General features: G+C 60.8%; 19 protein-coding genes. 6 read left to right on the top strand and 13 right to left on the bottom strand.

Annotated features, from left to right (window positions below; all coding sequences use genetic code 11):
* Positions 1-147 precede the first annotated feature (147 nt).
* The 3 genes from T3A99_RS16090 to T3A99_RS16100 are packed head-to-tail and all read right to left on the bottom strand — an operon-like array spanning position 148 to position 1,920.
* Positions 148-819: a GNAT family protein gene (locus T3A99_RS16090; protein ID WP_322834562.1), complete on the bottom strand. Its 672-nt coding sequence runs from the start codon at positions 817-819 to the stop codon at positions 148-150.
* Positions 820-829: 10 nt separating this feature from the next.
* The gene (locus T3A99_RS16095; RefSeq protein ID WP_160891406.1) at positions 830-1,276 is read right to left on the bottom strand and encodes a GNAT family N-acetyltransferase; all 447 of its coding nucleotides are present in this window, start codon (positions 1,274-1,276) and stop codon (positions 830-832) included.
* 2 nt (positions 1,277-1,278) lie between these two features.
* Entirely contained in the window at positions 1,279-1,920 is a 642-nt protein-coding gene (locus T3A99_RS16100; protein ID WP_322834563.1) for an FMN-binding negative transcriptional regulator, read from the bottom strand.
* Between the two features lie 100 nt (positions 1,921-2,020).
* Between T3A99_RS16100 and T3A99_RS16105 the strand changes: the two genes are divergently transcribed.
* Positions 2,021-3,571 (top strand): PLP-dependent aminotransferase family protein, encoded by a 1,551-nt coding sequence (locus T3A99_RS16105; RefSeq protein ID WP_322834564.1) that lies wholly within the window; start codon positions 2,021-2,023, stop codon positions 3,569-3,571.
* A 124-nt stretch (positions 3,572-3,695) separates the two neighbouring features.
* On the opposite strand, the gene T3A99_RS16110 is transcribed toward T3A99_RS16105, so the two are convergent.
* The 8 genes from T3A99_RS16110 to aspA form a co-directional block, all read right to left on the bottom strand.
* Positions 3,696-7,619, bottom strand: a complete 3,924-nt coding sequence (locus tag T3A99_RS16110; protein ID WP_322834570.1) for a dermonecrotic toxin domain-containing protein — start codon at positions 7,617-7,619, stop codon at positions 3,696-3,698.
* Positions 7,620-8,448: 829 nt separating this feature from the next.
* The gene (locus T3A99_RS16115) at positions 8,449-9,549 is read right to left on the bottom strand and encodes a polyamine ABC transporter substrate-binding protein (RefSeq protein WP_274090655.1); all 1,101 of its coding nucleotides are present in this window, start codon (positions 9,547-9,549) and stop codon (positions 8,449-8,451) included.
* 11 nt (positions 9,550-9,560) lie between these two features.
* On the bottom strand, positions 9,561-10,592 hold the full coding sequence (locus tag T3A99_RS16120; RefSeq protein ID WP_322834565.1) for a histone deacetylase family protein: 1,032 nt from the start codon (positions 10,590-10,592) through the stop codon (positions 9,561-9,563).
* Between the two features lie 378 nt (positions 10,593-10,970).
* On the bottom strand, positions 10,971-11,330 hold the full coding sequence (locus T3A99_RS16125; protein WP_274090657.1) for a DUF6124 family protein: 360 nt from the start codon (positions 11,328-11,330) through the stop codon (positions 10,971-10,973).
* Between the two features lie 545 nt (positions 11,331-11,875).
* Positions 11,876-12,868 (bottom strand): AraC family transcriptional regulator, encoded by a 993-nt coding sequence (locus T3A99_RS16130; RefSeq protein WP_274090658.1) that lies wholly within the window; start codon positions 12,866-12,868, stop codon positions 11,876-11,878.
* 182 nt (positions 12,869-13,050) lie between these two features.
* Complete coding sequence (locus T3A99_RS16135) at positions 13,051-14,055, bottom strand: asparaginase (RefSeq protein ID WP_322834566.1); 1,005 nt, start codon at positions 14,053-14,055, stop codon at positions 13,051-13,053.
* Positions 14,056-14,186: 131 nt separating this feature from the next.
* Positions 14,187-15,638: an alanine/glycine:cation symporter family protein gene (locus T3A99_RS16140; RefSeq protein WP_047226715.1), complete on the bottom strand. Its 1,452-nt coding sequence runs from the start codon at positions 15,636-15,638 to the stop codon at positions 14,187-14,189.
* Between the two features lie 492 nt (positions 15,639-16,130).
* Entirely contained in the window at positions 16,131-17,555 is a 1,425-nt protein-coding gene (gene aspA / locus T3A99_RS16145; protein WP_025216214.1) for an aspartate ammonia-lyase, read from the bottom strand.
* A gap of 181 nt (positions 17,556-17,736) precedes the next feature.
* Here aspA and T3A99_RS16150 point away from each other — a divergent pair, with 181 nt between their 5' ends.
* The 5 genes from T3A99_RS16150 to T3A99_RS16170 all read left to right on the top strand — a co-directional run bounded on the left by T3A99_RS16150 (position 17,737) and on the right by T3A99_RS16170 (position 21,552).
* Entirely contained in the window at positions 17,737-18,654 is a 918-nt protein-coding gene (locus T3A99_RS16150; RefSeq protein ID WP_322834567.1) for a LysR substrate-binding domain-containing protein, read from the top strand.
* Between the two features lie 335 nt (positions 18,655-18,989).
* Complete coding sequence (gene purE / locus T3A99_RS16155) at positions 18,990-19,481, top strand: 5-(carboxyamino)imidazole ribonucleotide mutase (protein ID WP_003196369.1); 492 nt, start codon at positions 18,990-18,992, stop codon at positions 19,479-19,481.
* A 12-nt stretch (positions 19,482-19,493) separates the two neighbouring features.
* Complete coding sequence (locus T3A99_RS16160; RefSeq protein WP_274090660.1) at positions 19,494-20,579, top strand: 5-(carboxyamino)imidazole ribonucleotide synthase; 1,086 nt, start codon at positions 19,494-19,496, stop codon at positions 20,577-20,579.
* 103 nt (positions 20,580-20,682) lie between these two features.
* Positions 20,683-20,928, top strand: coding sequence for a GlsB/YeaQ/YmgE family stress response membrane protein (locus T3A99_RS16165; protein ID WP_039593587.1), 246 nt, complete (start codon positions 20,683-20,685; stop codon positions 20,926-20,928).
* 87 nt (positions 20,929-21,015) lie between these two features.
* The gene (locus tag T3A99_RS16170) at positions 21,016-21,552 is read left to right on the top strand and encodes a DUF3299 domain-containing protein (protein WP_076383207.1); all 537 of its coding nucleotides are present in this window, start codon (positions 21,016-21,018) and stop codon (positions 21,550-21,552) included.
* Between the two features lie 135 nt (positions 21,553-21,687).
* On the opposite strand, the gene T3A99_RS16175 is transcribed toward T3A99_RS16170, so the two are convergent.
* The gene (locus tag T3A99_RS16175; RefSeq protein ID WP_076383208.1) at positions 21,688-22,587 is read right to left on the bottom strand and encodes a D-hexose-6-phosphate mutarotase; all 900 of its coding nucleotides are present in this window, start codon (positions 22,585-22,587) and stop codon (positions 21,688-21,690) included.
* Between the two features lie 57 nt (positions 22,588-22,644).
* A complete protein-coding gene (locus T3A99_RS16180) occupies positions 22,645-23,049 on the bottom strand; it encodes an acyl-CoA thioesterase (RefSeq protein ID WP_003177184.1) in 405 nt (134 codons plus the stop codon).
* Between the last annotated feature and the right edge of the window lie 40 nt (positions 23,050-23,089).

Consider the following 23,089-nt stretch of genomic DNA (forward strand, 5'->3'; position numbering starts at 1 on the left):
CAGGCGACGAATGTGTCGACTGCCCACTAGCCATCGCGAGCAGGCTCGCTCCCACAAGGGATTGGCGGCGAATACAGATTCTGCATTCGCCCTGGGCTCCTGTGGGAGCGAGCCTGCTCGCGATAGCTGACTGTCAGGCGAAACAATTCAAGAGCGACACTCCACCAACCCAAGCACCTGCCCACCCGCGCTCTGATTCTCCTCACTCAGCCAGCGCTCGAATCCTGCCCGGATCGCCGGCCATTCCGAATCCAGCATCGAGTACCACGCGGTGTCGCGGTTCTGGCCCTTGACCACCATGTGCTGGCGGAACACCCCCTCAAAGGTAAAGCCCAGCCGCTCGGCAGCGTATTTGGAACGGGCATTGGCGTTGTTGCACTTCCACTCCAGACGCCGATAACCCAGAGCGAAAGATTCCTTGGCCAACAGATAAACCGCCTCGGTGCTTTTTGGCGAGCGCTGCATCGGCGCGCCGAAGGTCACATGGCCGATCTCGATGCGGCCTTGTGCTGGCACGATCGACATCAGGCTGAGGATGCCCTGCACCTCGCCACTGGCGCGGTCGATCACGCTGAAGAAATACGGGTCGACGTTGGCGGCGTGATTGGCCAGCCACGCATCGAACGCACTGCGATCCTTGAACGGGCCGTAGGGCAAGTAATCCCAGAGTTTCGGGTCGGCACCGGGCCCTTCGAGGGCTTGCCACAGGCCGTCGGCGTGACGCGCCGGATCGAGTTTTTCCAGGCGGATGAAGCGCCCTTCGAGCAACTGCGTAGACGGCGCCGGAGCGCCTTTCCAATCGGCGAGGGAAATCGACATGCTGCGCTCCTTACAGGGCTTTGCGAAATTGAATGAAACCCGGGCGTTCGGCGATGCGCTCATAGAGCTGGATCGCCGTCGCGTTGGTTTCGTGGGTCAGCCAATGCACCTTGCAGCAACCATCGGCCTTGGCGGTGGTGTAGACAAATTCGATGAGCTGGCGACCGACCCCGGTGCCGCGGCTGTGCTCTGTCACCAGCAGGTCTTGCAGGTAGCAGGAGTTTTCGATGCTCCAGTTCGACCGGTGATAAATGAAGTGCACCAGGCCTACCGCCGTGTCGCCGTTCCAGGCGAGGGCGCCGTGGGTCGGCTCGCGATCATCGAGCAGGCGTTGCCAGGTGCTTTGGCTCACGGCCTGCGGCAGTTCGGTGTTGTAGAAACGCAGGTAGGCCTGCCACAACGGCAACCAGGCGGCGTGATCGTCAGCGCTGACGAGGCGGATCTGGGGTTGGCTCATGTTCACTCCTTGGGCGATAGGTCATGCATCAGGTGTGCGAGGGCCTGGTCCTGCGGGTCCAGGCTGGCGGCAAGACCCTGGCGCACCCCGCTGATGTCCGCGGGGCTGCGGTTCTGGCTGAGTTTGCGTTTGCCTTCCAGGCGCTGGATGGGCAGGGTGAAACCGACGATGGCCTTGAGCATGCTGTCGATGTACTGCGCCGGTGCATCATCGATTTTCCAGGGCTGGGCGCGGCCGGCTTCGTGACGATCGGTCAGGGCGCCCACCAGGTTACGCAGGCGATGGGGATCGCTGAACACCTCTGCGCGGCCATAGGCGTGTACGGCCAGATAGTTCCAGGTCGGCACGACTTTGCCGTGTTCGGCCTTGCTGGGATAGAAACCGGGACTGACGTAGGCGTCGGCCCCGGCGAAAACCACCAATGCTTCGGCACCGGCTTCCAGGTCATGCCATTGTGGATTGGCCCGGGCCATGTGGCCGTAGAGGCTGCCATTGGGGCCTTGTTGCGGGTCCAGCAACAGTGGCAAATGACTGGCCTGCAAGCCGTGTTCACCGTGAGTGATCAATACAGCCAGGCGGCAATCACCCATCATGGCATGCAGTTGGGGCAGGTCTTCGACGACAAAGGCTTGTGGGTTGTACATGACGATTTTCCTTGGCGAATGCGAGCATCCTAGGCAGGCTATTGGTCTGTTGTAAGAGCCACTTATGACCAATTCGATAGGTCCATTTGCGAGGACTCTCATGAACAATGCCGTGCCGCCACTGTCGTTCAACCCCGCCGGCATTGAGCTGGACCGCCGTCAGGGGCTCAGTCGCCAGCTTTACCAGGCTTTGCGTATGCGGGTGCTGGACGGGCGGTTGGCCAGCGGTACGCGTCTGCCGGCCAGTCGCGATCTGGCGGCGGCCTTGGCGATTTCCCGCAATAGCGTGGTGCGGGCCTATGACCAGCTCTACGCCGAGGGTTTCATCGAAGGACGGGTCGGTGACGGCACTTATGTGGCAAAACTGTCGTCGACGGCCCTGCCGCTGAAAAACATATCCACAAAAGTATCCACAGGGTTTTCAACAGACTTATCCACTGGTTTATCCACAGATTGGCTGGATTTACCTGTGGGTCCATCCAGTAAAGTTATCCACAGCGGTGCATTGGAACGGGTCGGAAAGCACCATTTGCCCCAACCACCCCTGGGTCCGCCAAGGGCATTTCGGGTCGGTGTTCCGGCGTTCGATCTGTTTCCTTTCGAGGTTTGGGCCAAGCTGAACGCGGCTTTCTGGCGCAAGCCGGATCTGCAGCAACTGTGCTATGGCGATTCCCAAGGTGATGCGCGCTTGCGCGGTCTTATCGCAGCGTATCTGCGCAGCTCCCGAGGCCTGCACTGCACAGCTGAACAAATTGTGATCACCAGCGGAGCTCAGCAGGGCATTAGCCTTTGTGCACAGCTACTGGTGGACCCGGGTGACGTCGTGGCTGTGGAAAACCCCGGCTATCGCGCTGCCGGGCATGCGTTCTCGGTCGCCGGTGCCGAGGTCAGAGGGGTGCCCGTGGATGGCGATGGTCTGGATTGCGCGGCGCTGGGTACGTTGAACCACTGTCGGCTGGCTTATGTCACGCCGTCCCATCAGTACCCGACCGGGGTCGTCATGAGCCTTGCGCGGCGCTTGGAGCTGCTGACCTGGGCCGAGCGCAATAATGGCTGGATCGTCGAGGATGACTATGACGGCGAGTATCGCTACAGCGGTGCGCCGCTGGCGCCTCTGGCTGCACTGGATCGCCAGGGGCGGGTTCTTTATGTCGGGACGTTCGGCAAAGTCGCGTTCCCGGCCTTGCGCCTGGGTTATCTCGTGTTGCCACCCGGCCTGGTAGACGCCTTCGCCCGACGTCGTGCGGTGGATGTACGCCACTCTGAAGTCAGTACCCAGGCGGTGATGGCCGAATTCATGGCCGCGGGGCATTTCCAACGGCACATCAGGCGTATGCGCCGGGCCGCCCTGGCCCGGCGTGACGCGCTGCTGGCCGGCTGGCCGAAGGCGGTTCCAGGCGTTGGCGCCATGCCCACGGTGGTGGCGGGCCTGCACGTCACTGTGCCGGTGGACAGCGTCGAGCGTGAGCAAGAGCTAATAGCCCGAGCGACCCATGCCGGTGTCGAAATCAATGGCTTGAGTGGTTATTGGTTGCCCACCACAACGACGCCAGTGCGAGCCGGGCTGGTGCTGGGGTTCGCGGCCGTCCCGCCAGCAGCGATTGGCACCGCGCTGGCGAGCCTGGCCAAGGCCTGGAGAACAGGAGGCTGAGCGCCTGGCACAATCCCTGTGGGAGCGAGCCTGCTCGCGAAGACGTGGGCGCATCCAACATGGCGGCTGGCTGATCCACCGCTTTCGCGAGCAAGCCCGCTCCCACAGATTCAGATCCTGACCGTTATGAGGGCCGCTTTGGAAAGAACACTTCCCTGGCCTGATCCACCGCAATTTCGCTGCGGTAAAGATCGATCAATTGACGCTGGGTGAGATCCTGGGTGGCGTCGGCGCGTGCTCCCTTGTTGACTTGTTCCGGTGTTTTCAAGCGACCGGAAAGGTAGGCGTGGGCGGGGACCCAGTCGGTGGAGTAACGGAAATCGGCAAACCAAAGCGTTTTGTTTTCCTTCACGTCCCTGATCTCATACCGGTCGAGATAGCCGCGAAGAGGGCCTTTGTTTTTTTGTCGGTTCTTTAGTTTGGTGATGGAAATACGGTTGCGGCTTTTAAGCCAAATGACGCCATCCATGGTCGGAGGGCGATGTTTGATGACATTCAGTACGGCATCGAAGGCTTCCTCGTACAGGGCCTTCGCTTGCGTCTTGAGTGCCATGCGCAGGGCTTCGGCGGTACGCTTTTGTTTTACTGACACTTCAACGGTTTCGTTCGAGGCACTGTCCACTGCCTTTTTGATTGCAATGCCGACTTTCTCCATCCTGTTTGCATGGGCGTTCAGGATCATTCCGAGACCGGTGGGCGATCGGCCTGGCGCATTCATGTGCTCCTCGACCTGCGCCTGGAACGCCTCCAGCCCATCGATCAGGGCTTGGCCCTTTGCGAGGCTGGTTGCCAGTGGCGGGACGATCTGCGGCGTGTCGGCGAGTGCATGGGGCACCCACTCACCGGTTCCCTTGCGGTGGAAGGTGGCGATGATCTTGTCCGTGACCGGGTTCTTCACATCGACCCAATCGGTTTCTTCCTGCATTTTCGTTAAACGAGGCTCACCACTGACAAGGCCCCAAAAGCGTGCCCTGATGAACTTCTTCCTGAACCTGGGGCGTGGCTCGTAAGGGTTGCCCATGCTGCGCCGGTTGCTTCTCTCATCCAGGGCCTGGGCCAAATGTTGCAGTGCCCGTTTTTTCAGGCCGCCGATCTGCTTGTTCAGCCGATTGAGTTCGGCCGGCCGGGCGCTGTCCTTGTATTCAGTGCCCACGTATTCGAGTTGTTCTTCAAGGGCGGTGAACTGTTCCGTGAGACTGCCAAATGCATCGATTTGCTCATCCAGCCGGATCACGCTGCGTTCCTCGATGGCGTCGTGCAGGCTTTGGAAGGCGATCGTGGCGCTATCAACCAGTTGGTTAATGACGGCCCAACCTTCGGGCACTGTATTGATGCTGTCGAGCGACAGGCAGAGGTGGCGATACATGTCCAACTGGATAAGACGAATACCGTCGCTCTTGTAGGTCGGCATTCTTCCACGGTGCTGCCGGATAAACTCAAAACCTTCACGCCCCAGTATCTTGAGCCTGGAAAAACGGGTCTCCATGTAATCCAGGCGCTCGTTCATATCCTCGCCGACCCGGATCATGCTTTCGGCTGCATCGACGTGCTGCTGCTCCACGACCGCGACGCCGGTGGTGGCCATGTCCATGGCTGTTCTCAGGGCAGGGGTAAACCGCTCTTTCAGCGCGTCTATCTCTTCGAACGTGAAGTTGATCTGTGCGTTCAGGTAGCCAAGCCTGGCTTTAGGCGCGTCGGGTCTTGATTGGAAGACGGGCCATTGCGTCAGTATGTTCAGCGCTTCTTCATAGCTTTCGCGCTGGGTTTTCAAGGTGCTCAAGTAAACGTTGCGCTTGGTCTCCTTGGCGGAGCCCGAGGCGCTGTTCAATTCTTGCGCATTCATTGTCAGCAGTGCCTGGTGCTCCGGTTTTTTTTCTTCGAAGCGGTTCAGTTCGGCCAGCAGTTGAACGCTGCGGCGGTGAGTGTCGGCGATGACTTTTTCCATCGCACCTTTTGAGCCCGTTCCGCGCAGGCGCAGACGGATGTCGATATGCCAATTGCCGTGTACATCCAGCCTCAGGGGAGGGCCCAGGCGCGAGGGATTCTTCCCGTCGACGACGCAGACCTTATCGCCCACCGTCAGCACGTTGAACCATTTTTCTCCCACTTTGGCGTACCACCGCCCCTGGCGTTGATAGAGCCCTTTGGACATGCCATCGGTATGGGCCTGCCCTGGTGTTTCGGGCGCGTCGACACTGAAACTCTCAAGGAGCTTGGCACCCTCTCCCGATTTGCCTGTCAAGGCACCGCTGGAATGGATGGACTCATAGTGTTCGGGGTGCGGTTGCTTAGCGGTGGAAGGCGCGAGTTTTTCGATAATGAGCTTGGGTTTAACCAGCTTGACCGGCTCCTCTAACACCTCCGGCGCCGCTGCCCTGCGACTGCGTGTGCCTTCTCTGGCATGGTCGATAGCGTGGGTGGTGATCGCCATGGCCAGGTTCAGCAGCAGGTCGACGAATGCCTCCCATGTGGCCTGGTCGTTGGCGTGTTCGCTGTCCTGCATCAGCGTTTCAATGTCATCCAGAATTTGCCAGAGCCAGACGGCGGTGCCCACGGCAGCGCCCAGATAAGGCAGGGCCAGGTTGAAAATCAGCCAGCCTGCCTGCTTGAACGTACTCCAGCGGGTTTCGCTGTTGGAGACCGATTGCCGGTCTGCAAGCTCGACCAGGGCATTGGCATTGGCCTTGAACAACAGTGGCAGGAAATCGGGGCCCAGGGTTTTTTCGCTCAAACCGACGGGGGCGCTATCGAGCCATGATGTAAAAGGGTCCGTCGCAAACTCAACGATGACCCAGGGTGAGGGCAGCGGGCCCGAGAAAATGTATCGGCTGTAATTGCTGCGCACCTCATCGGGCAGCCAGGCCAGGACCGATTGGCGCAATTCAGGGATTTGCCTGATCGCATACAACAGGTTGCTGGAGGAGGGGTACTGGCACAACTGCGGCTCAAGCAGCGGTCGATAAAGCAGGCAGGGACCGGCGTCTGGATTCTTCGGACCGATCACGAACATATTGGTCACGATGTCTTCCGAGGGGATCAGTTTCTGTTGGGATATGAAGGCCAGCCTGCGCAAGACGATGGGTTGTCCGTCGACCTTGCGATCGGCTTCCTCCGGCTCCATCAGTGCGGCGACATAACGGTAACCCCGTTCGTCGATGTTCCCACGCCCTCGGATCTTTCCCTCCAGCGCCAGCATGGGCAGTTGAATGCGCAACTGGGAGGTGTACAACTCTTCGCGGCGGGCTGATTCGGTCGGATCGTCGAGCAGTTTGCTCTTCACCAGATCGGGATAGACGCGACCGATATCTATCTTGGTGATGAGGCTTTCGATGTAGTCGGTCGTCATCCAGGTGGGCAACACCTTGCCGGTGAGGGACCTGACGGTTTTGTTGCCCAGGGGCAGTGCAATCAGGTTTTGCAAGGCCAGCTCAACGAGATTGAACCGGGTGGTCTCGAATTTGCCCGGCACGATAAAAGACCCCCAGGCCACGAGGCTGCGAATCTGGATCTCGATTTTTTCCGGATCGAGTGTCGCAGCGTCGGCATGGTCCGCTTGCATCTGCTTCTTGAGGGCGTTCAAGGCAAACTCCTTGATAGGAGCAATATCGTCCAGGTAGGTCTTGCCGGCATGGGAACTGCTCAACGCCGAAAGGTTTTTCATGTGCTGGGCGAACAGAATCTGATCGGATATCGACGCTGCCAGCAGCCAGTCGGGGATCTTTTTATCGAACCACGTCGCGCCAAGACCTTTTTCTGCGTCCAGCCCGCTGGTCACTGGCTGTTCGTCTTCGATGGATGCAATTTTTTTCAGAAAGCTGGGGGAACCGAGGATCTTGACCTGCATGGCGATCAGGCCGCAGGCCTTTTGATCGAAGATGTTGCCGGTGGGCTCATACAGCCGCCACTGGATTTTCTTGCGGAACGTGGTGTCCAGTTGCGTCGGGAGAAATTGCCCCAGCGCTTGCTGTGAATCGAATTTTTTATAGCTGTCGCGCAGCGAGTACGTAAGGATGACCTCTTTGCTGGCGATGGTTCCGATCAGTACCACCAACGAGTTTTCATTCAGGCGGCTCACTTTGGTCCCGTCAACTTCATCGATGTCGATCAGGTACGCGTGAGTGTCGTAGCGATCATGTTGCTTGCGGTCCTCCGGGTTGGGGTAAAGGAACAATTGCCTGGCCATGTCGCACTCAGTCGCGGTCCAGCCATTGACCTCTTTGACGTCCCAGATCTTGCGCAGCGTTCTGGAGAGCTCATGCCAGCGTGGTCCGGATGTGCCCACTGGCGCGTTCCAGTACGCCAGTTGTTGTTCCTGGCAGGCGGACAACATGACGGGCTCCAGTTCGTTGATCAGGGCTCCGATCTGTTCGATACGTACCGGCAGATGCACCTCCGGGGTGCTGATCGGTAGCTGAGTCAAAAAGTGCACGCCTTCGATCAGCATGGTCGAATCGCTCGCGCCTACTCGTTCGGCCACCATATCGCTGAGGGTTTCGTAACGGGTGGGCAGTTCCAGGATTTCGCCGTCGACAATGTCCCAGCGAGGCTCGCCAACGACTGTGTTGAGCGGATCGAGGTCCAGTGTCGGATACATTTTCTTGAGGGCCCTGCGCAGAAGCACGGCGGCAACTTCCGGGGAGGTAGGCCCTGCGAGTAGCTGGTTGAGCACAGCATTCTTGAGGCTGGCTTCAGGTGTAGTGTTCGTGGTTGTAGAGGTTCTGGTCATCTGACGCTCCCTGTCTTGCGATAGGTGGAATCCCCGCCGCTGAATGCTTCGGGGATTCCATGCTAGGGAGGTACAAGACAGGGAAGGTGGTAACTATGTATAGGCCGCCTGACAATGCCCGGTTGGGAATAAACCCCTTGCCGCAGAGCCTTTACTGGCCGGATTTAATCCGGGTCCAGGCCCGCGTCCGCGCGCGCTCGGCGTCCCTGGGCAACGGTTGCAAGGTGTAGAGCGTAGCCATCGCCGCCTCGGTCGGATACAGGTTGGGGTTGCTGCGGATCGCCGGGTCGACCATTTCGGTGGCGTCCTTGTTGGGGTTCGGATAGCCAACGAAATCGCTGACCGGTGCGATTACCTCCGGTTGCAGCAAATAATTGATGAAGGTGTAGGCGTCGTCCGGATTTTTCGCCCCTTTAGGGATGGCGAGCATGTCGAACCAGATCGGCGCGCCTTCCTTGGGCAGGCGCATGTCCACGGTCACGCCGTTCTTGGCATCCTTGGCGCGGTTGGCCGCCTGGGAGAAGCTACCGGAGTAACCGACCGCCACGCAGATATCGCCGTTGGCGATGTCGGCCATGTACTTGGACGAGTGGAAATAGGTGATGTGCGGGCGGATCTTCATCAGCAGCGCTTCGGCCTTGGCATAGTCCGCCGGTTGCTTGCTGTTGGGGTCCAGGCCCAGGTGCTGCAAGGCCAGGGGCAGGATCTCCGACGGTGAGTCGAGCAGCGCCACGCCGCACTGCTTGAGCTTGCTGATGTTCTCTTCCTTGAAGATCAGGTCCCAGCTGTCCACCGGCGCGTTGTCACCCAGGGCAGCTTTGATTTTGTCCGGATTGAAACCGATCAGGATGGTGCCGTACATGTAGGGCACGGCGAATTTGTTGCCGGGGTCGTTGGCTTCGATCAGCTTCATCAGCTTGGGATCGAGGTGGTTCCAGTTTGGCAGTTTGCTGCGGTCCAGGGGCTGGAACACCCCGGCCTCGATCTGCTTGGCCAGGAACACGTTGGACGGCACCACCACGTCGTAGCCGGAATTGCCGGTCAGCAGCTTGGCCTCCAGCGCTTCGTTGGTGTCGAAGATGTCGTAGACCAGTTTGACCTGGCTGTTCTGCGCCTTGAAATCGTCCAGGGCCTTGGGCGTGATGTAGTCGAACCAGTTGTAGACACGCAGGGTGCGCTCTTCGGCCTGGACAGCGCCGCAAAGCAGCGCGGCGCACACGGTCGGAGCCATTAAACGCTTGAGTCTGTTCATGCTTGTATTCCTCATTCGGCGCTTTGGAAACCTTCGAGAACGTTGACGGCATTGATGCCGATTTCTGCCACCGCGTAACCGCCTTCCATCACGAACAGGGTCGGTTTGCCCAATGCAGCGATGCGCTTGCCCATCGCCAGGTAATCCGGGCTGTCGAGCTTGAACTGCGAGATCGGGTCGTCCTTGAAGGTGTCCACGCCCAGGGACACCACGATCACATCGGCGTCGTAGCCTTGGATCTGCCCGCATGCCTGTTCCAGCGCCGCGCTCCATGTATCCCAGCCTGAACCGGCCGGCAGAGGATAGTTGAAGTTGAAGCCCTCACCGGCGCCTTCACCGTACTCGTCGGCGTAACCGAGGAAGAACGGAAACTCGGCTTCCGGGTGGCCGTGGATCGAAGCGAACAGCACGTCGCTGCGCTCGTAGAAAATCGACTGGGTGCCGTTGCCGTGGTGGTAATCGACATCGAGGATCGCGACCTTCTTATGGCCCTGGTCGAGAAACGCCTGGGCGGCGATGGCGGCGTTGTTGAGGTAGCAATAGCCGCCCATCAAGTCGCCGGCGGCGTGGTGCCCCGGCGGGCGACACAGCGCAAAGGCACTGCGGGCGCCGCGCTGGATCTCGGCCTGGGCGGTGAGGGCGACTTGCGCGGCGCTGTAGGCTGCCTGCCAAGTGCCGGCGGTGATCGGCGCGCCGGCGTCGAAACTGTAATAACCCAACTGGCCGTGCAGGCTCGTGGGTATGACCGTGCGAAAGGTCCGCGCCGGCCAGGTGAAGGGCAACAAATCGCCCTCGCGGTTGTACTTGGCCCAGCGGTCCCAAGCACCTTTGAAAAATTCCAGATACGCCGCGCTGTGGATGCGCTGGATCGGCTCCAAGCCAAAATCTTCGGGCGCCTCGACCGGGCCCAATGCGCGAGCCTTGACCCGCTCCAGCACATGATCGGCCCGGGACGGCATCTCGAAGCAGGGCATCAATTGCCCGTCCATCAACTCGCAACGCCCGTGGTGCAGGTGGTGATCGTCTGAATAGATCGTCAGCATTTTTTTGTTCTCCGCAAGGCTGGTCGGTTTGAACAGTCTTGCGGCGTGCGGCGTTTCAGAGAACGGCAGGAGAGGCCAAAAGGGGATCGAAATGGCCAAAAGGTTTGACCGTAAATCGCCCCTTGTTGGCGCGGGGGTGCGCGTGGGTGGGGCATGGAAGCCCCTGTGGGAGCGAGCCTGCTCGCGAAGGCGGCAGCACGTTACACCTGATCTGAAGGCATACACGGCATGTGGCGAGGGAGCTTGCTCCCGCTCGGCGGCGCAGCCGTCGTAAACCGGCTGATGCGATTTGTCTGGAGAATGCGTCAGCCTGTTTTGGGGCGGCTTCGCCACCCAGCGGGAGCAAGCTCCCTCGCCACGGGGTTGATGGTGTAACGGCTAGCGTGGCTCGACGTTATCCAGCGCTCGGTTCGCCAGCAATGAACTCAGCTCAATCAGTTGCTGGATGCCGAGGGCGATATGGCGGCGGGGGCCTTCGAGGTCGAAAGCCAGGTTGCTGATCATCGCGTCGGCGGATGCCAGGTTTTCGCTGAGGTTGGCGAGCAGGCATTCGTTGTCGGCGTTTTTTGCCACGGTGAAGAGCTGGCCCGGTTTGGATGCATCTTCGGACTTTTCCGGTTTAGGTAGCAGGTAGTAATCCAAGGCGCGCTTTTCTGCTTCGTCTTGTTTCTTCGTTTTGGATTGAGTGGACGCAGCGGTGCGCTCTGCTTCGGGGGGATTCGGTGTGATTTTGAACATGGTGGAGCTCCTTTCGTAAGAGGAACCGTCACCGTCTGCCGCCAAGCAGATGGGGTGACGGATTACACAAGGTTGGCGGACCGGAACGAAAGGAACCCGGCATCCCCGAAGGGATCCTTGCGCAACCCGCCATAACATGAGAGTGCCAGTGCCAGAGGCATCGCAATCATATTGAGGGGCTGTTGCGCCTTTCGTGTACGGGCCGCCAAGCCCGACCACTGATGGGCAGTGGCAGGGAAACGATAGAAGCCATGGGCAAGGCGCACAAGCGGACGGATTCTGGCGTAGTTGTAGGCAATGGCGCAAGGTTGCGTGGGTTGGTGGAAGGGTGGCGGTGGGAGGATAAACAGAGCTTCGTGTCGCTCTGCGATTCGTGGCGAGGGAGCTTGCTCGCGCTCGGCGGCGCAGCCGTCGTAGACCGGTTGTTGCGGTCTACCTGGCGTGAGTTTTCAGGGCGCTGGATGTGTCTGAGCGGACGCCATCGCGGGCAAGCCTTGCTCCCACAGGGTTAGATGTTGTGCGTGAAAGCGGCGATTCCCGAAGGTTCAGGACCTGAACTGACTCGGCGCCACCCCACTCCAGCGCACAAAGGCATGTCGAAAACTGGCGGTTTCGCTGAAACCGAGCATTTCGGCAATCTGATAGATCGGAAATTTATCCTCGCACAGCATCTGCTTGGCCCGTTCGAAGCGCAGTTCGTCGAGCAGTTCTTGATAGCTGCAGCCCATATTTTTGAGGTGACGACGCAAGGTGCGCGACGAGCAGTTCATTTGTTCTGCCAAGCCTTCCAGGCCGGGAGCGGCGTTCAATTGTGCACTGAGCAGTTGGCGAATCCGCCCCAGCCAGGCCTGGCGACCGGTGAACTCGGTGTTCTGCCGACGGCAGCGTTCGGCCATGGCGTGGTGGGTGATGGGGTCGGCCAGGGGCAGTGGTTGTTCCAGCCAGTGACGGTCGAAGGCAAACGCGTTGTCGACGCTGTCGAAACGCACTGGGCAGTCGAAAAGCGCTGCGTAGCGCGCCTGGTAATCGGGCGCCGAATGTTCGAAGCGCGCCGCGCGCAGGGGCAGCGTCTGGCCGAGCAGGTCGTTGCAGATGACTTTGAGCGAAACCATGCAGAACTCGGCGTTGAACACCGCTAGGGCCGGGTTCTCCCGATAATCGCTGGCGCTGAGCCAGACCGTTTCATGGCCTTCTTCCAGGTGCAGGTCGAAGAGTGTTCCCAATAGCGCCGGATAGCGCAGCGCCAAACGCAAAGCGTCACCCAAAGTGGCACTGCTGAGCAGGGCATACCCCAGCATCCCGTAGGACGACACGTGCATGCGCAAGCCCAGTTCCAGGCCGATGTCGCGCTTGAGGGCCACGGCATTGGCGCAGACCTGCATCTCCTGATTGGTGGTGATGCGCGTGTCGGCCCGGCTCAGATCCGCCGCGCTGATGCCGCTGCCGGTCAGCAATGCATCACTGGGCAGGCCTTCGTGCTTGAAGGTATTGAGTACCAGGGAGACGGCGTTGAGTGTGGTGAGGTGGGAGTGCAGCATGTTCGTTTCCGGCCGGAGGAGGCTGGAAATGGAGCAAGTTGTGTGCCGGGCGAAGATGGCAAGGCTTGAGCGAACCCCTGTGGGAGCGAGCTTGCTCGCGATAGCGGTGGAACATTCAATATTGATGCTGAATGAAAGTCAGCCATCGCGAGCAAGCTCGCTCCCACAGGTTTTGCCGGGTGTCAGCTCAACTCGCCACACAGGTCCAGCTCAACCAGCCGCCGAACCTCATCCACCGGCAGCCCAGCGCCAATCAACGCCTGCAACTTGCCGAATGCCGCCTCACGGGTCATGCCGCCACCGGACAGCACGCCGACGCCACGCAAGCGACTGCCGGCCTCGTATATATCTAGCTCGACGCCACCTTCATGGCATTGAGTCACGGCCACGACCACCACGCCGCTGTCCCGCGCCCGCTCGAGGCTGGCGAGGAAGGCCGGGTTGTCGCTCGGGCCGGTGCCGCTGCCGTAGCATTCCAGCACCAGGCCCTGGATACCGCTGCCCAGCAGGCCATCGAGAATTTCGGCGCTGATGCCGGGAAACAGCGGCAGCGCCGCGACGTTCGCCAGTTGCTTGGGCTGGTCGTAATTGAGCTGTGCCGGCAGCGAGGTTGCCTTGATGCCACCGCCCTGACGCTCCAGGCGTTTGAACGGATGGCGACCGAAGCTGCGCACCTTGGCGCAACGGGTCGGGGCCAACAGCTCGCCGTGGAAATACAGATGCACACCCGGCGCCAGCCCCTGGCCGAGGGCGACCAGCGCGCCACTGAGGTTTTCCCAGGCATCGCTGTCGGTCACGCCGGCGGGCAACATGGAGCCGGTGAAACACACCCGCGCATGCAGGCCGAGTAACTGGAAGCTCATGGCGGCCGCGCTGTAGGCCAGCGTATCGGTGCCGTGCAGGATCAATACGCTGTCGCAGCCCTGCACATCCACGGCGTCGACCACTGCTTCGCGCAGTTGCTGCCAGTAGGCCGGGGTCATGTTGGCGCTGTCGATCAGCGGCGACATTTCCCGGAAACGCCATTGCGGGATGACGAGTTCGGGTTGGCTGTGCAGGTAATCGCGCATCCGTGCTTCGAAACCGGATGCCGGGGCCAGGCCATGGGCGCTGGCCTGCATGCCGATGGTGCCACCGGTGTAGAGCACCATGACGTGCTGGGCGGCAGGGTAGGTCGAGAAATTCATGGGTGTTCTCCGAGGACGAAAGCGACAGCTCATCGGGCTGTCACAACATAAGGTCGAGCATGACGCCGACCTTACGCTGTGTCACGCCGGGCGCAGAGGGTGCGCCCGGCTTTTTCCAATCAGCCTACCGATCAGCGTTGCGCGGCGGCCACGCCTGCCGAAGCCTTTCCAGGCGCGGCTACCGGTGCCGAAGGGTTGGCTGGCCAGGCCTTGCGGTCCAGATCCAGGTCCGGGAATTTGCTGGAATCGAAAACCGGAACCTTGATGCCGGCCGAACGCTGGTCATCGTAGTCACGCAGGATGCGCATGCCGACCTTGAACAGCAGGAACAGCGCGATCAGGTTCACGAACGCCAGCAGGGTCATGGTGATGTCGGCGAAGGCGAACACGGTGCCGAGGTTCTCGATGGCACCCCAGAAGATCAACACCAGTACCAGGGTGCGGTAGCCGATCAGCACCTTGCGGTTTTCGCCGACCATGAAGCGCAGGTTGTTCTCGCCCAGGTAGTAGTTGTAGAGGATCGAGGTAAACACGAACAGCGACAGGGCCACGGAGATGAATACCCGCCCCCAGTCACCCACCACGGCGGCGAGGGAGTTCTGGGTCAGGGCAATGCCGTCACCTTCGAAGCCCGGGGTGTAGAAGCCCGACAGCAGGATCAGCAGCGCGGTGCAGGTGCAGATCAGAAAGGTGTCGAGGAACACGCTGAACGCCTGAATCACACCCTGAGCCACCGGGTGCTCGACCGAGGCCACGGCGGCGACGTTTGGCGCACTGCCCAGGCCCGCTTCGTTGGCGAACACGCCACGCTTGACGCCCATGACAATGGCGCTGCCGATCAGGCCGCCAAAGGCCTGGTCAAGGCCGAAGGCGCTTTTGACGATGGTGGTCAGCATGGCCGGCACCTGATCGAACTGCAGCACGATCACGTAGAGGGTGACGCCGATGTACGCCAGGGTTTTGACCGGCACCAGCAGGTCAGCGACCTTGGCGATGCGCTTGATTCCACCGATGAACACCAGGCCCAACAGCACCGCCAGGCCAATGCCTGTGTAGGTGGTGTCGAAACCGAAAGCGTTGTTCAGCGAGTGAGTCACGGCATGGGCCTGCAGGCCGTTGAAGGCGAAGCCGAAGGTGATCAGCAGCAGGAACGCCATGATCATGCCCAGCCAGCGCTTCTGCAGGCCGTGCTGGATGTAATAGGACGGGCCACCACGGAATTGGCCTTCGGCGTCGCAGCGCTTGTAGAGCTGGCCGAGGGAACATTCGAAGAAGCTGCTGGACATGCCGACCAGCGCGGTCACCCACATCCAGAACACCGCGCCGGGCCCGCCGAGGGTGACGGCGATGCCGACACCGGCGATGTTGCCCGCGCCGACACGACCGGCCAGGCTGAGCATCAGGGCCTGGAAGGAACTGAGCTGACCGGCGCTGCTTTTGAGGCTGTCACGGAATACCGCGAACATGTGAAAGAAGTGGCGGAACTGGACGAAACGCGAGCGGATCGTGAAGTAGCTACCGAGCCCGACAATGAGCACGATCAGCACTTTCCCTGAGAGGAAGTCGTTGATGACTTCGAGCATGAGTATTCCTCGCTGTTTTTTGTTTAAGCAAATGCTGGCCATTTGGAAACATCGTGTTACATCGGTCGGCGCGCGGCACGACAGGTGAGGCGATGTTTCGTCCCGGTCCATATTGCGGGTTTGTTATTAGTTCGGTTTTCGCATGTGTTGGGGGTCTCGTTTCTGACGACCGCTCACGCGAAGAGGGGCGGCACTATACCTACCAGTGCGGCGCCCGTCTGCACGATTGTGGTGCGTGCGACGAAACGGACCTTTGAATCACCTGGCCTCGCGGTCAGGTTCTTGCGGGGGCGAGCCTGCTCGCGATGGCTGGCGACGCGGTTTTTTCAAACGGCAGCGCGTCATCGTTTATCGCGAGCAGGCTCGCTCCTACAGGTCCTCTAATCGTTTGTAGCTATCAGTTAAAAAAAAGGGCTTGGGGAATAAATCCCCAAGCCCTCAAAAGGTGAGAGGTGTCTAGTCCCTCGACCTGGTGAGCAGTCATTGCGTCGATCACGCCTTCAGCGGGACGAGACGCGGAGCAATCATGTTTTCGGGGCGCAGGATGTCGTCGAGCATGGCATCGTCGAGCAAGCCTTCTTCGCGCACCAGTTCCAGTACGCCGCGGCCGCTTTCCAGCGCAACACGGGCGATACGGGTGGCATTTTCATAGCCGATGTACGGGTTCAGGGCGGTGACCAGGCCGATCGAGTGCTCGACCAGTTCGCGGCATCGCGCTTCGTTGGCGGTGATGCCGACGATGCAGTGTTCGCGCAGCATGTCCATGGCCCGTTGCAGCAGGCGGATCGAGTCGAAGATCTTGAAGGCGATCAACGGCTCCATCACGTTCAATTGCAGTTGCCCGCCTTCGGCCGCGATGGTCAGGGCCAGGTCGTTGCCGATGATCTGGAACGCTACCTGGTTGACCGCTTCGGGGATCACCGGGTTGACCTTGCCCGGCATGATCGAGCTGCCTGGCTGGCGAGCCGGCAGGTTGATCTCGTTGATGCCGGTGCGAGGACCGCTGGACAGCAGGCGCAGGTCGTTGCAAATCTTCGACAGCTTGACCGCGGTGCGCTTGAGCATGCCGGAGAACAGTACGAAGGCACCCATGTCGGACGTGGCTTCGATCAGGTCGGCGGCCGGTACCAGCGGCTGGCCGCTGATGGTTGCCAGGCGCTGTACGGCCAGGGCCTGATAGCGCGGATCGGCGTTGATGCCGGTGCCGATGGCGGTGCCGCCCAGGTTTACTTCGGTGAGCAGTTCAGGCGCCAGGGTTTTGAGGCGTGCCAGGTCTTCGCTCAGGGTGGTGGCGAAGGCGCGGAATTCCTGGCCGAGGGTCATCGGCACAGCGTCCTGCAGTTGGGTGCGGCCCATTTTCAGGACGTGGCTGAACTCTTCACCCTTGGCGGCAAAGGCTTGGATCAGGCTGTCGAGGCTGGCCAGCAACGCGTCGTGACCCAACAGCAGACCCAGGCGAATCGCGGTCGGATAGGCGTCGTTGGTGGACTGCGCCATGTTCACGTCGTTGTTGGGGTGCAGGTACTGGTATTCGCCTTTGTTGTGGCCCATGGCCTCCAACGCAATGTTGGCGATGACTTCGTTGGCATTCATGTTGGTTGAAGTGCCAGCGCCGCCCTGGATCATGTCCACCACGAACTCTTCGTGGAAATCGCCGCGGATCAGTCGTGCACAGGCTTCGCTGATAGCGGCGTGCTTGGCTTCGCTGAGTTGGCCCAGCTCGCGGTTGGCATCAGCGGCGGCCTGTTTGACCATTGCCAGACCGACCACCAGCTTGGGGTAATGCGAGATCGGGACGCCGGAGAGACGGAAGTTGTTCACCGCTCGCAGGGTCTGGATGCCGTAATACGCTTGTGCCGGTACTTCAAGTACGCCAAGCAGGTCTTTTTCTGTGCGGAATGATGCAGCGGAAGACATGATAGAAATCATCTCGATAAGGACCCGGTCTGAGCCGGAACGCTGTGAATCCTAGGCTTTCAGAAAAATTAGGGCCAATGCTGTTAAACACTGCCCTATGCACATTCGGCATAATGCGGGTGTGACGCCGACGGTACGGCGAGCGTGTGACCTGTTTTGGTGCGTGCCTTGGGAGGACGTGATGAATCTAGAAAGCAAATGGCTCGAGGACTTCAGTGCCCTGGCCGCGACTCGCAGTTTTTCCCAGGCGGCCGAACGGCGCTTCGTGACGCAACCGGCCTTCAGCCGACGCATCCGCAGCCTCGAAGCGGCGCTGGGGCTGACCCTGGTCAACCGCTCTCGCACACCGATCGAACTGACAGCAGCGGGGCAGTTGTTCCTGGTGACGGCGCGCACCGTGGTCGAGCAACTGGGTGAAGTGCTGCGTCATCTGCACCATCTGGAAGGCGGGCAGGGCGAAGTGATGCAAGTGGCGGCCGCGCACTCCCTGGCGCTGGGCTTCTTCCCGCGCTGGATTGCACAACTGCGCAACGAAGGCTTGAACATCGCCACGCGGCTGGTGGCGACCAACGTCGGCGACGCCGTGCATGCGTTGCGTGAAGGGGGTTGCGATCTGATGCTGGCCTTCTATGACCCGGATTCGGCCATGCAAATGGACCCGGAGATTTTCCCCTCGCTGCACTTGGGCCAGACCGAAATGCTGCCGGTGTGTGCCGCCGATGCTGAGGGCAAACCGCTGTTCGACCTTGAAGGCGAGGCCAGCGTGCCCTTGCTGGCCTACAGCGCCGGTGCATTTCTCGGACGCTCGGTGAACCAGTTGCTGCGCCAGCGGGTCCTGCGTTTCACCACGGTTTACGAAACGGCCATGGCCGACAGCCTCAAAAGCATGGCGCTGGAGGGCCTGGGTATCGCCTGGGTGCCACAACTGAGCGTGCGCGCCGAACTGGCCCGGGGCGAACTGGTGGTCTGCGGCGGCGCGCAATGGCACGTGCCCCTGGAAATCCGCCTGTACCGCTGCGCGCTGGTGCGCAAGGCCAACGTGCGCTTGTTGTGGCGCAAGCTCGAGGGCGGCGCGGCGCAAGGCGTGACTGGCACCTGATACCACGAAGATCTTCTGTCGGAGCGAGCTTGCTCGCGATAGCGGTGTGTCAGGCAACGATGATGTTAAATGTCAGTCCGCTATCGCGAGCAGGCTCGTTCCCACAGGGGCATTGTGGTGCTTTTTCGCTGACCTGAGAGTCAATAAAACCGCCGTTTAACCACAAATGACAGATGGTCGCGACAGGGGCTGTTTATCTATTTCATTGAGGTATACTGCGCGGCCTTCGGCCGGTCCAGATCGGCCATAATTCGTACAACAAGCCACGCCGGTTTCCTGCGTGGCTTGTTGTTTTTTGACGCGCCTGCGGGCGCCCAGAGAGAAGAGGCACGACGATGAGTGCACTGGTTGGCGTGATCATGGGCTCCAAGTCCGATTGGTCCACCCTTAGCCACACCGCCGATATGCTGGAAAAGCTCGGCATCCCTTACGAGGTGAAAGTGGTCTCCGCCCACCGCACCCCGGACCTGCTGTTCCAGTACGCCGAAGAGGCTGAGGCGCGTGGCATCGAGGTGATCATCGCCGGTGCCGGTGGCGCGGCCCACCTGCCAGGCATGTGTGCGGCCAAGACTCACCTGCCGGTGCTGGGCGTGCCGGTGCAGTCGTCGATGCTCTCGGGCGTCGATTCGCTGCTGTCGATCGTGCAGATGCCGGCCGGCATTCCGGTCGCGACCCTGGCCATCGGCAAGGCCGGTGCGATCAACGCGGCCCTGCTGTCGGCGAGCATCCTGGGCGCCAAGCACCCACAATTTCATACCGTGCTGAAAAAATTCCGTGCTGAGCAGACAGACAGCGTCCTGGACAATCCAGACCCACGCATTGCCTGAGGTGGTTGACGAATGAAGATCGGTGTAATCGGTGGCGGCCAGTTGGGTCGCATGTTGGCCCTGGCGGGAACGCCGCTGGGAATGAACTTCGCTTTCCTCGATCCGGCGCCAGACGCCTGCGCCAGCGCGCTGGGTGAACACCTGCGGGCCGACTACGGTGATCAGGACCATCTGCGCCAGCTGGCCGATGAAGTCGATCTGGTGACCTTCGAGTTCGAGAGCGTCCCGGCCGAAACCGTTGCCTTCCTGTCCCAGTTCGTCCCGGTCTACCCGAGTGCCGAAGCCTTGCGCATCGCCCGCGACCGCTGGTTCGAAAAGAACATGTTCAAGGACCTGGGCATCCCTACACCTGCGTTCGCCGACATCCAGTCCCAGGCCGACCTGGAAGCCGCCGTTGCTTCCATCGGCCTGCCGGCCGTCCTCAAGACTCGCACCCTGGGCTACGACGGCAAGGGCCAGAAAGTCCTGCGCAATCCTGAGGATGTGGCCGGCACGTTCGCCGAGCTGGGCAGCGTGGCCTGCCTGCTGGAAGGTTTTGTACCGTTCACCGGGGAAGTCTCGTTGATCGCCGTGCGGGCTCGCGACGGGGAAATCCGTTTCTATCCGCTGGTGCACAACACCCACAAGGACGGCATTCTCAAGCTGTCCGTTGCCAGCACCGATCATCCGCTGCAGGCCCTGGCCGAGGACTACTCCAGCCGTGTGCTCAAGCAACTGGACTATGTCGGCGTGATGGCGTTCGAGTTCTTTGAAGTGTACGGCGGCCTCAAGGCCAATGAAATCGCCCCGCGCGTGCACAACTCCGGGCACTGGACCACCGAAGGCGCCGAATGCAGCCAGTTTGAAAACCACCTGCGGGCGGTGGCCGGGCTGCCGCTGGGCTCGACCGCCAAAGTCGGCGAAAGCGCGATGCTCAACTTCATCGGCAAGGTGCCGGACAGCGAGAAAGTCCTGGCGATTGCCGATTGCCACCTGCATCACTATGGCAAGGCGTTCAAGGCCGGGCGCAAGGTCGGTCACGCCAACCTGCGCTGCGCTGACCGGGCCACGCTGGCCCAGCAGATCATCAAGGTCGAGACACTGATCGCCGAACAATAGTCTTCAGTGTCGGTGGAACCATTGGTCGGCTAACTTCTCTGATGGCTAGGTGCCAAAGCCCGAACGGGCTTTGGTCTAGCGACTTACCTCAGAGGGAAATGCCATGGGAATCATTGGAACCATCTTTATCGGCTTGATCGTGGGCCTGCTGGCGCGCTTCCTGAAACCGGGCGATGACAGCATGGGCTGGATCATGACCATCCTGCTCGGTATCGGCGGTTCGTTGGCAGCCACTTACGGCGGCCAGGCCCTGGGCATCTACCAGGCTGGCGAAGGCGCCGGTTTCATCGGTGCCCTGGTGGGCGCGGTGGTGTTGCTGGTGATCTACGGTCTGATCAAAAGAAACTGATTCTGTGACAAAGCCCCCTCTGCGTTGGCGCGCAGGGAGGGCTAGAATGCCCGGCGTCGTACTTCCTACTTATTGCCGAGCCCATTCATGCGCCGTTTAGTCTTGACCCTCCTTCTGCTGGGCAGCGGCCTGGCCCACGCCGCCGAACTGCCGGAAACCGACTGGCTCGAACTGATGCCCAAGTCGGACCAGAAAGCCCTCGAGGCCATGCCCGAGATTGACCACAACACCCCCGAAGCCAGCGGCACCTTCACCGAAAAAGGTGGCTTGAAACAAAGCAAGGGCTTACCGGCGGTGATGTATTCGAGCAAGACCGTGGCGTCGATGAACGACCGGCATATCCGCCTGGGCGGCTACCCGGTGCCGCTGGAGTCCGACGCCAAGGGCCGCAGCACGCTGTTCTTCCTGGTGCCTTACCCCGGCGCCTGCATTCACGTCCCGCCACCACCGCCCAATCAACTGGTGCTGGTGCGCTATCCCAAGGGTTTGAAGCTGGACGACATCTACACACCGCTCTGGGTGACCGGCACGCTGAAGATCGAAAAGGTCGACAACGACCTGGCCAGTGCGGCGTACGCGCTGGAAGCGGAAAAGGTGAGGGTGGTGCAGGAGGCGGATCTGTAACGGCCGGCTGGCCTGATACAAATCCCAATGTGGGAGCGAGCCTGCTCGCGAAGCGGTGGGTCAGTCTCAACGATATTGACGGTCAGTCCGCTATCGAGAGCAGGCTCGCTCCCACAATGGTTTTTGTGGTGTGGCTTAGAGCGGCTTGCTACCGATGCTCACCCCGAGGGTATGACTGGCCTGCGGCAACAGCGTTACCACATCGTCCATCACATTCGCCGTCTCGATACACAGCATGCGCTGCCAGCCATCGTCGGCCATGTCGCTGAAGGCCTTGGCGCGTTCGGTCCAGGGGTTCCAGATCACCGCCGAGCGTGAACCGCTGCTGGTCAGTTCGATGCGTCGTTCCCAGTGCGGGTCAACGATGCTCAGCTTCGCAGGGGTATCGAGATAGATGCGATCAGTCTCGCCGGCAAAGTGCAGGTCGCCGGCCTGGGTCACGGTATTCCAGTCGTCCAGTGTTTCGATATAACGCAAGCCATCCACGCCTTTGACATGCACGTTGCGCACGTCACTGACAGCGAAGTAACTGTGCAGCGCCTGGCTCAGGCTGACGGTTTCGCTGCCGCGGTTATGGCTGGTGAGGTGGATGTGCAACTGCTCGTCCATCACGATAGTCAGCGTCAGGTCCACCTGATGGGGCCAGCCCGAGAGGCCGTTTTCGGGGTAGGGCAGCACGAATTCCACTTTCAGGCTCTCGCCCTGGGCTTCGATGCCCTTGAGCTCCCAATCCATGGCCCGCACCAGGCCGTGAGCGGTGGCCGGATCGTTGCTCACGCGCATGGCCTGCACGCTGTCGGGGTTGCGCGTCAGGTTACCGAACCACGGCCAGCACACCGGCACCCCGGCACGGATGCTCTTGCCCGCCTTGAACGTTGCCTGGTCGTTGAGCCAGATCAGCGGCGGCTGGCCGTCGACCTGATAGCTGAGGATGTGCGCGCCTTGCTGGGCCACCAGCAACTCGGCCTGACCGTGGCGGATGCGCCAGCCGTTCAGTTCATCCAGTTTGACGGCTTCGACATGGGGCGTAGGCATACTGCAAGTCTCGCTCAGGAACATGAACTGCAATGGACCGCAAAACGGCCCCCGTGTTTAACGGGCGCGCGGCGGAACCGAGCGGGTACGGCCACTGCCATCGATGGCGACGAACACAAACACCGCCTCGGTGACCTTGCGCCATTCGCTGGACAGCGGATCGTCACTCCAGACCTCGACCATCATCTGGATCGAACTGCGGCCGATCTCCAGCGCCTGGGTATAAAAAGACAGCTGGGCACCCACGGCCACCGGCACCAGAAACGCCATGCGATCGATCGCCACGGTGGCCACGCGTCCACCGGCCACTTTGCTGGCCATGGCCGTGCCGGCCAGGTCCATCTGGGAAACCAGCCAGCCGCCGAAAATATCGCCAAAGCCGTTGGTTTCGCGGGGAAGCGCGGTGATTTGCAGGGCCAGGTCGCCTTGCGGGATTGGATCTTCCTGTTCGAGCTCTATCATGCCGGGGGTGCCTCTGACCCGTAACTCTGTCTTATGTATC

Source organism: Pseudomonas sp. N-137 (assembly GCF_034555295.1).
Classification (GTDB): domain Bacteria; phylum Pseudomonadota; class Gammaproteobacteria; order Pseudomonadales; family Pseudomonadaceae; genus Aquipseudomonas; species Aquipseudomonas rhizophila.

What these genes read in the sequence shown, in the direction of transcription:
- T3A99_RS16100 (WP_322834563.1), bottom strand. Translation starts at nt 1,920, where the DNA reads ATGTACAACCCACAAGCCTTTGTCGTCGAAGACCTGCCCCAACTGCAT.
- purE (WP_003196369.1), top strand. Translation starts at nt 18,990, where the DNA reads ATGAGTGCACTGGTTGGCGTGATCATGGGCTCCAAGTCCGATTGGTCC.
- T3A99_RS16165 (WP_039593587.1), top strand. Translation starts at nt 20,683, where the DNA reads ATGGGAATCATTGGAACCATCTTTATCGGCTTGATCGTGGGCCTGCTG.
- T3A99_RS16120 (WP_322834565.1), bottom strand. Translation starts at nt 10,592, where the DNA reads ATGCTGACGATCTATTCAGACGATCACCACCTGCACCACGGGCGTTGC.
- T3A99_RS16170 (WP_076383207.1), top strand. Translation starts at nt 21,016, where the DNA reads ATGCGCCGTTTAGTCTTGACCCTCCTTCTGCTGGGCAGCGGCCTGGCC.
- T3A99_RS16115 (WP_274090655.1), bottom strand. Translation starts at nt 9,549, where the DNA reads ATGAACAGACTCAAGCGTTTAATGGCTCCGACCGTGTGCGCCGCGCTG.
- T3A99_RS16095 (WP_160891406.1), bottom strand. Translation starts at nt 1,276, where the DNA reads ATGAGCCAACCCCAGATCCGCCTCGTCAGCGCTGACGATCACGCCGCC.
- T3A99_RS16130 (WP_274090658.1), bottom strand. Translation starts at nt 12,868, where the DNA reads ATGCTGCACTCCCACCTCACCACACTCAACGCCGTCTCCCTGGTACTC.
- T3A99_RS16140 (WP_047226715.1), bottom strand. Translation starts at nt 15,638, where the DNA reads ATGCTCGAAGTCATCAACGACTTCCTCTCAGGGAAAGTGCTGATCGTG.
- aspA (WP_025216214.1), bottom strand. Translation starts at nt 17,555, where the DNA reads ATGTCTTCCGCTGCATCATTCCGCACAGAAAAAGACCTGCTTGGCGTA.
- T3A99_RS16125 (WP_274090657.1), bottom strand. Translation starts at nt 11,330, where the DNA reads ATGTTCAAAATCACACCGAATCCCCCCGAAGCAGAGCGCACCGCTGCG.
- T3A99_RS16135 (WP_322834566.1), bottom strand. Translation starts at nt 14,055, where the DNA reads ATGAATTTCTCGACCTACCCTGCCGCCCAGCACGTCATGGTGCTCTAC.
- T3A99_RS16150 (WP_322834567.1), top strand. Translation starts at nt 17,737, where the DNA reads ATGAATCTAGAAAGCAAATGGCTCGAGGACTTCAGTGCCCTGGCCGCG.
- T3A99_RS16105 (WP_322834564.1), top strand. Translation starts at nt 2,021, where the DNA reads ATGAACAATGCCGTGCCGCCACTGTCGTTCAACCCCGCCGGCATTGAG.
- T3A99_RS16180 (WP_003177184.1), bottom strand. Translation starts at nt 23,049, where the DNA reads ATGATAGAGCTCGAACAGGAAGATCCAATCCCGCAAGGCGACCTGGCC.
- T3A99_RS16175 (WP_076383208.1), bottom strand. Translation starts at nt 22,587, where the DNA reads ATGCCTACGCCCCATGTCGAAGCCGTCAAACTGGATGAACTGAACGGC.
- T3A99_RS16160 (WP_274090660.1), top strand. Translation starts at nt 19,494, where the DNA reads ATGAAGATCGGTGTAATCGGTGGCGGCCAGTTGGGTCGCATGTTGGCC.
- T3A99_RS16090 (WP_322834562.1), bottom strand. Translation starts at nt 819, where the DNA reads ATGTCGATTTCCCTCGCCGATTGGAAAGGCGCTCCGGCGCCGTCTACG.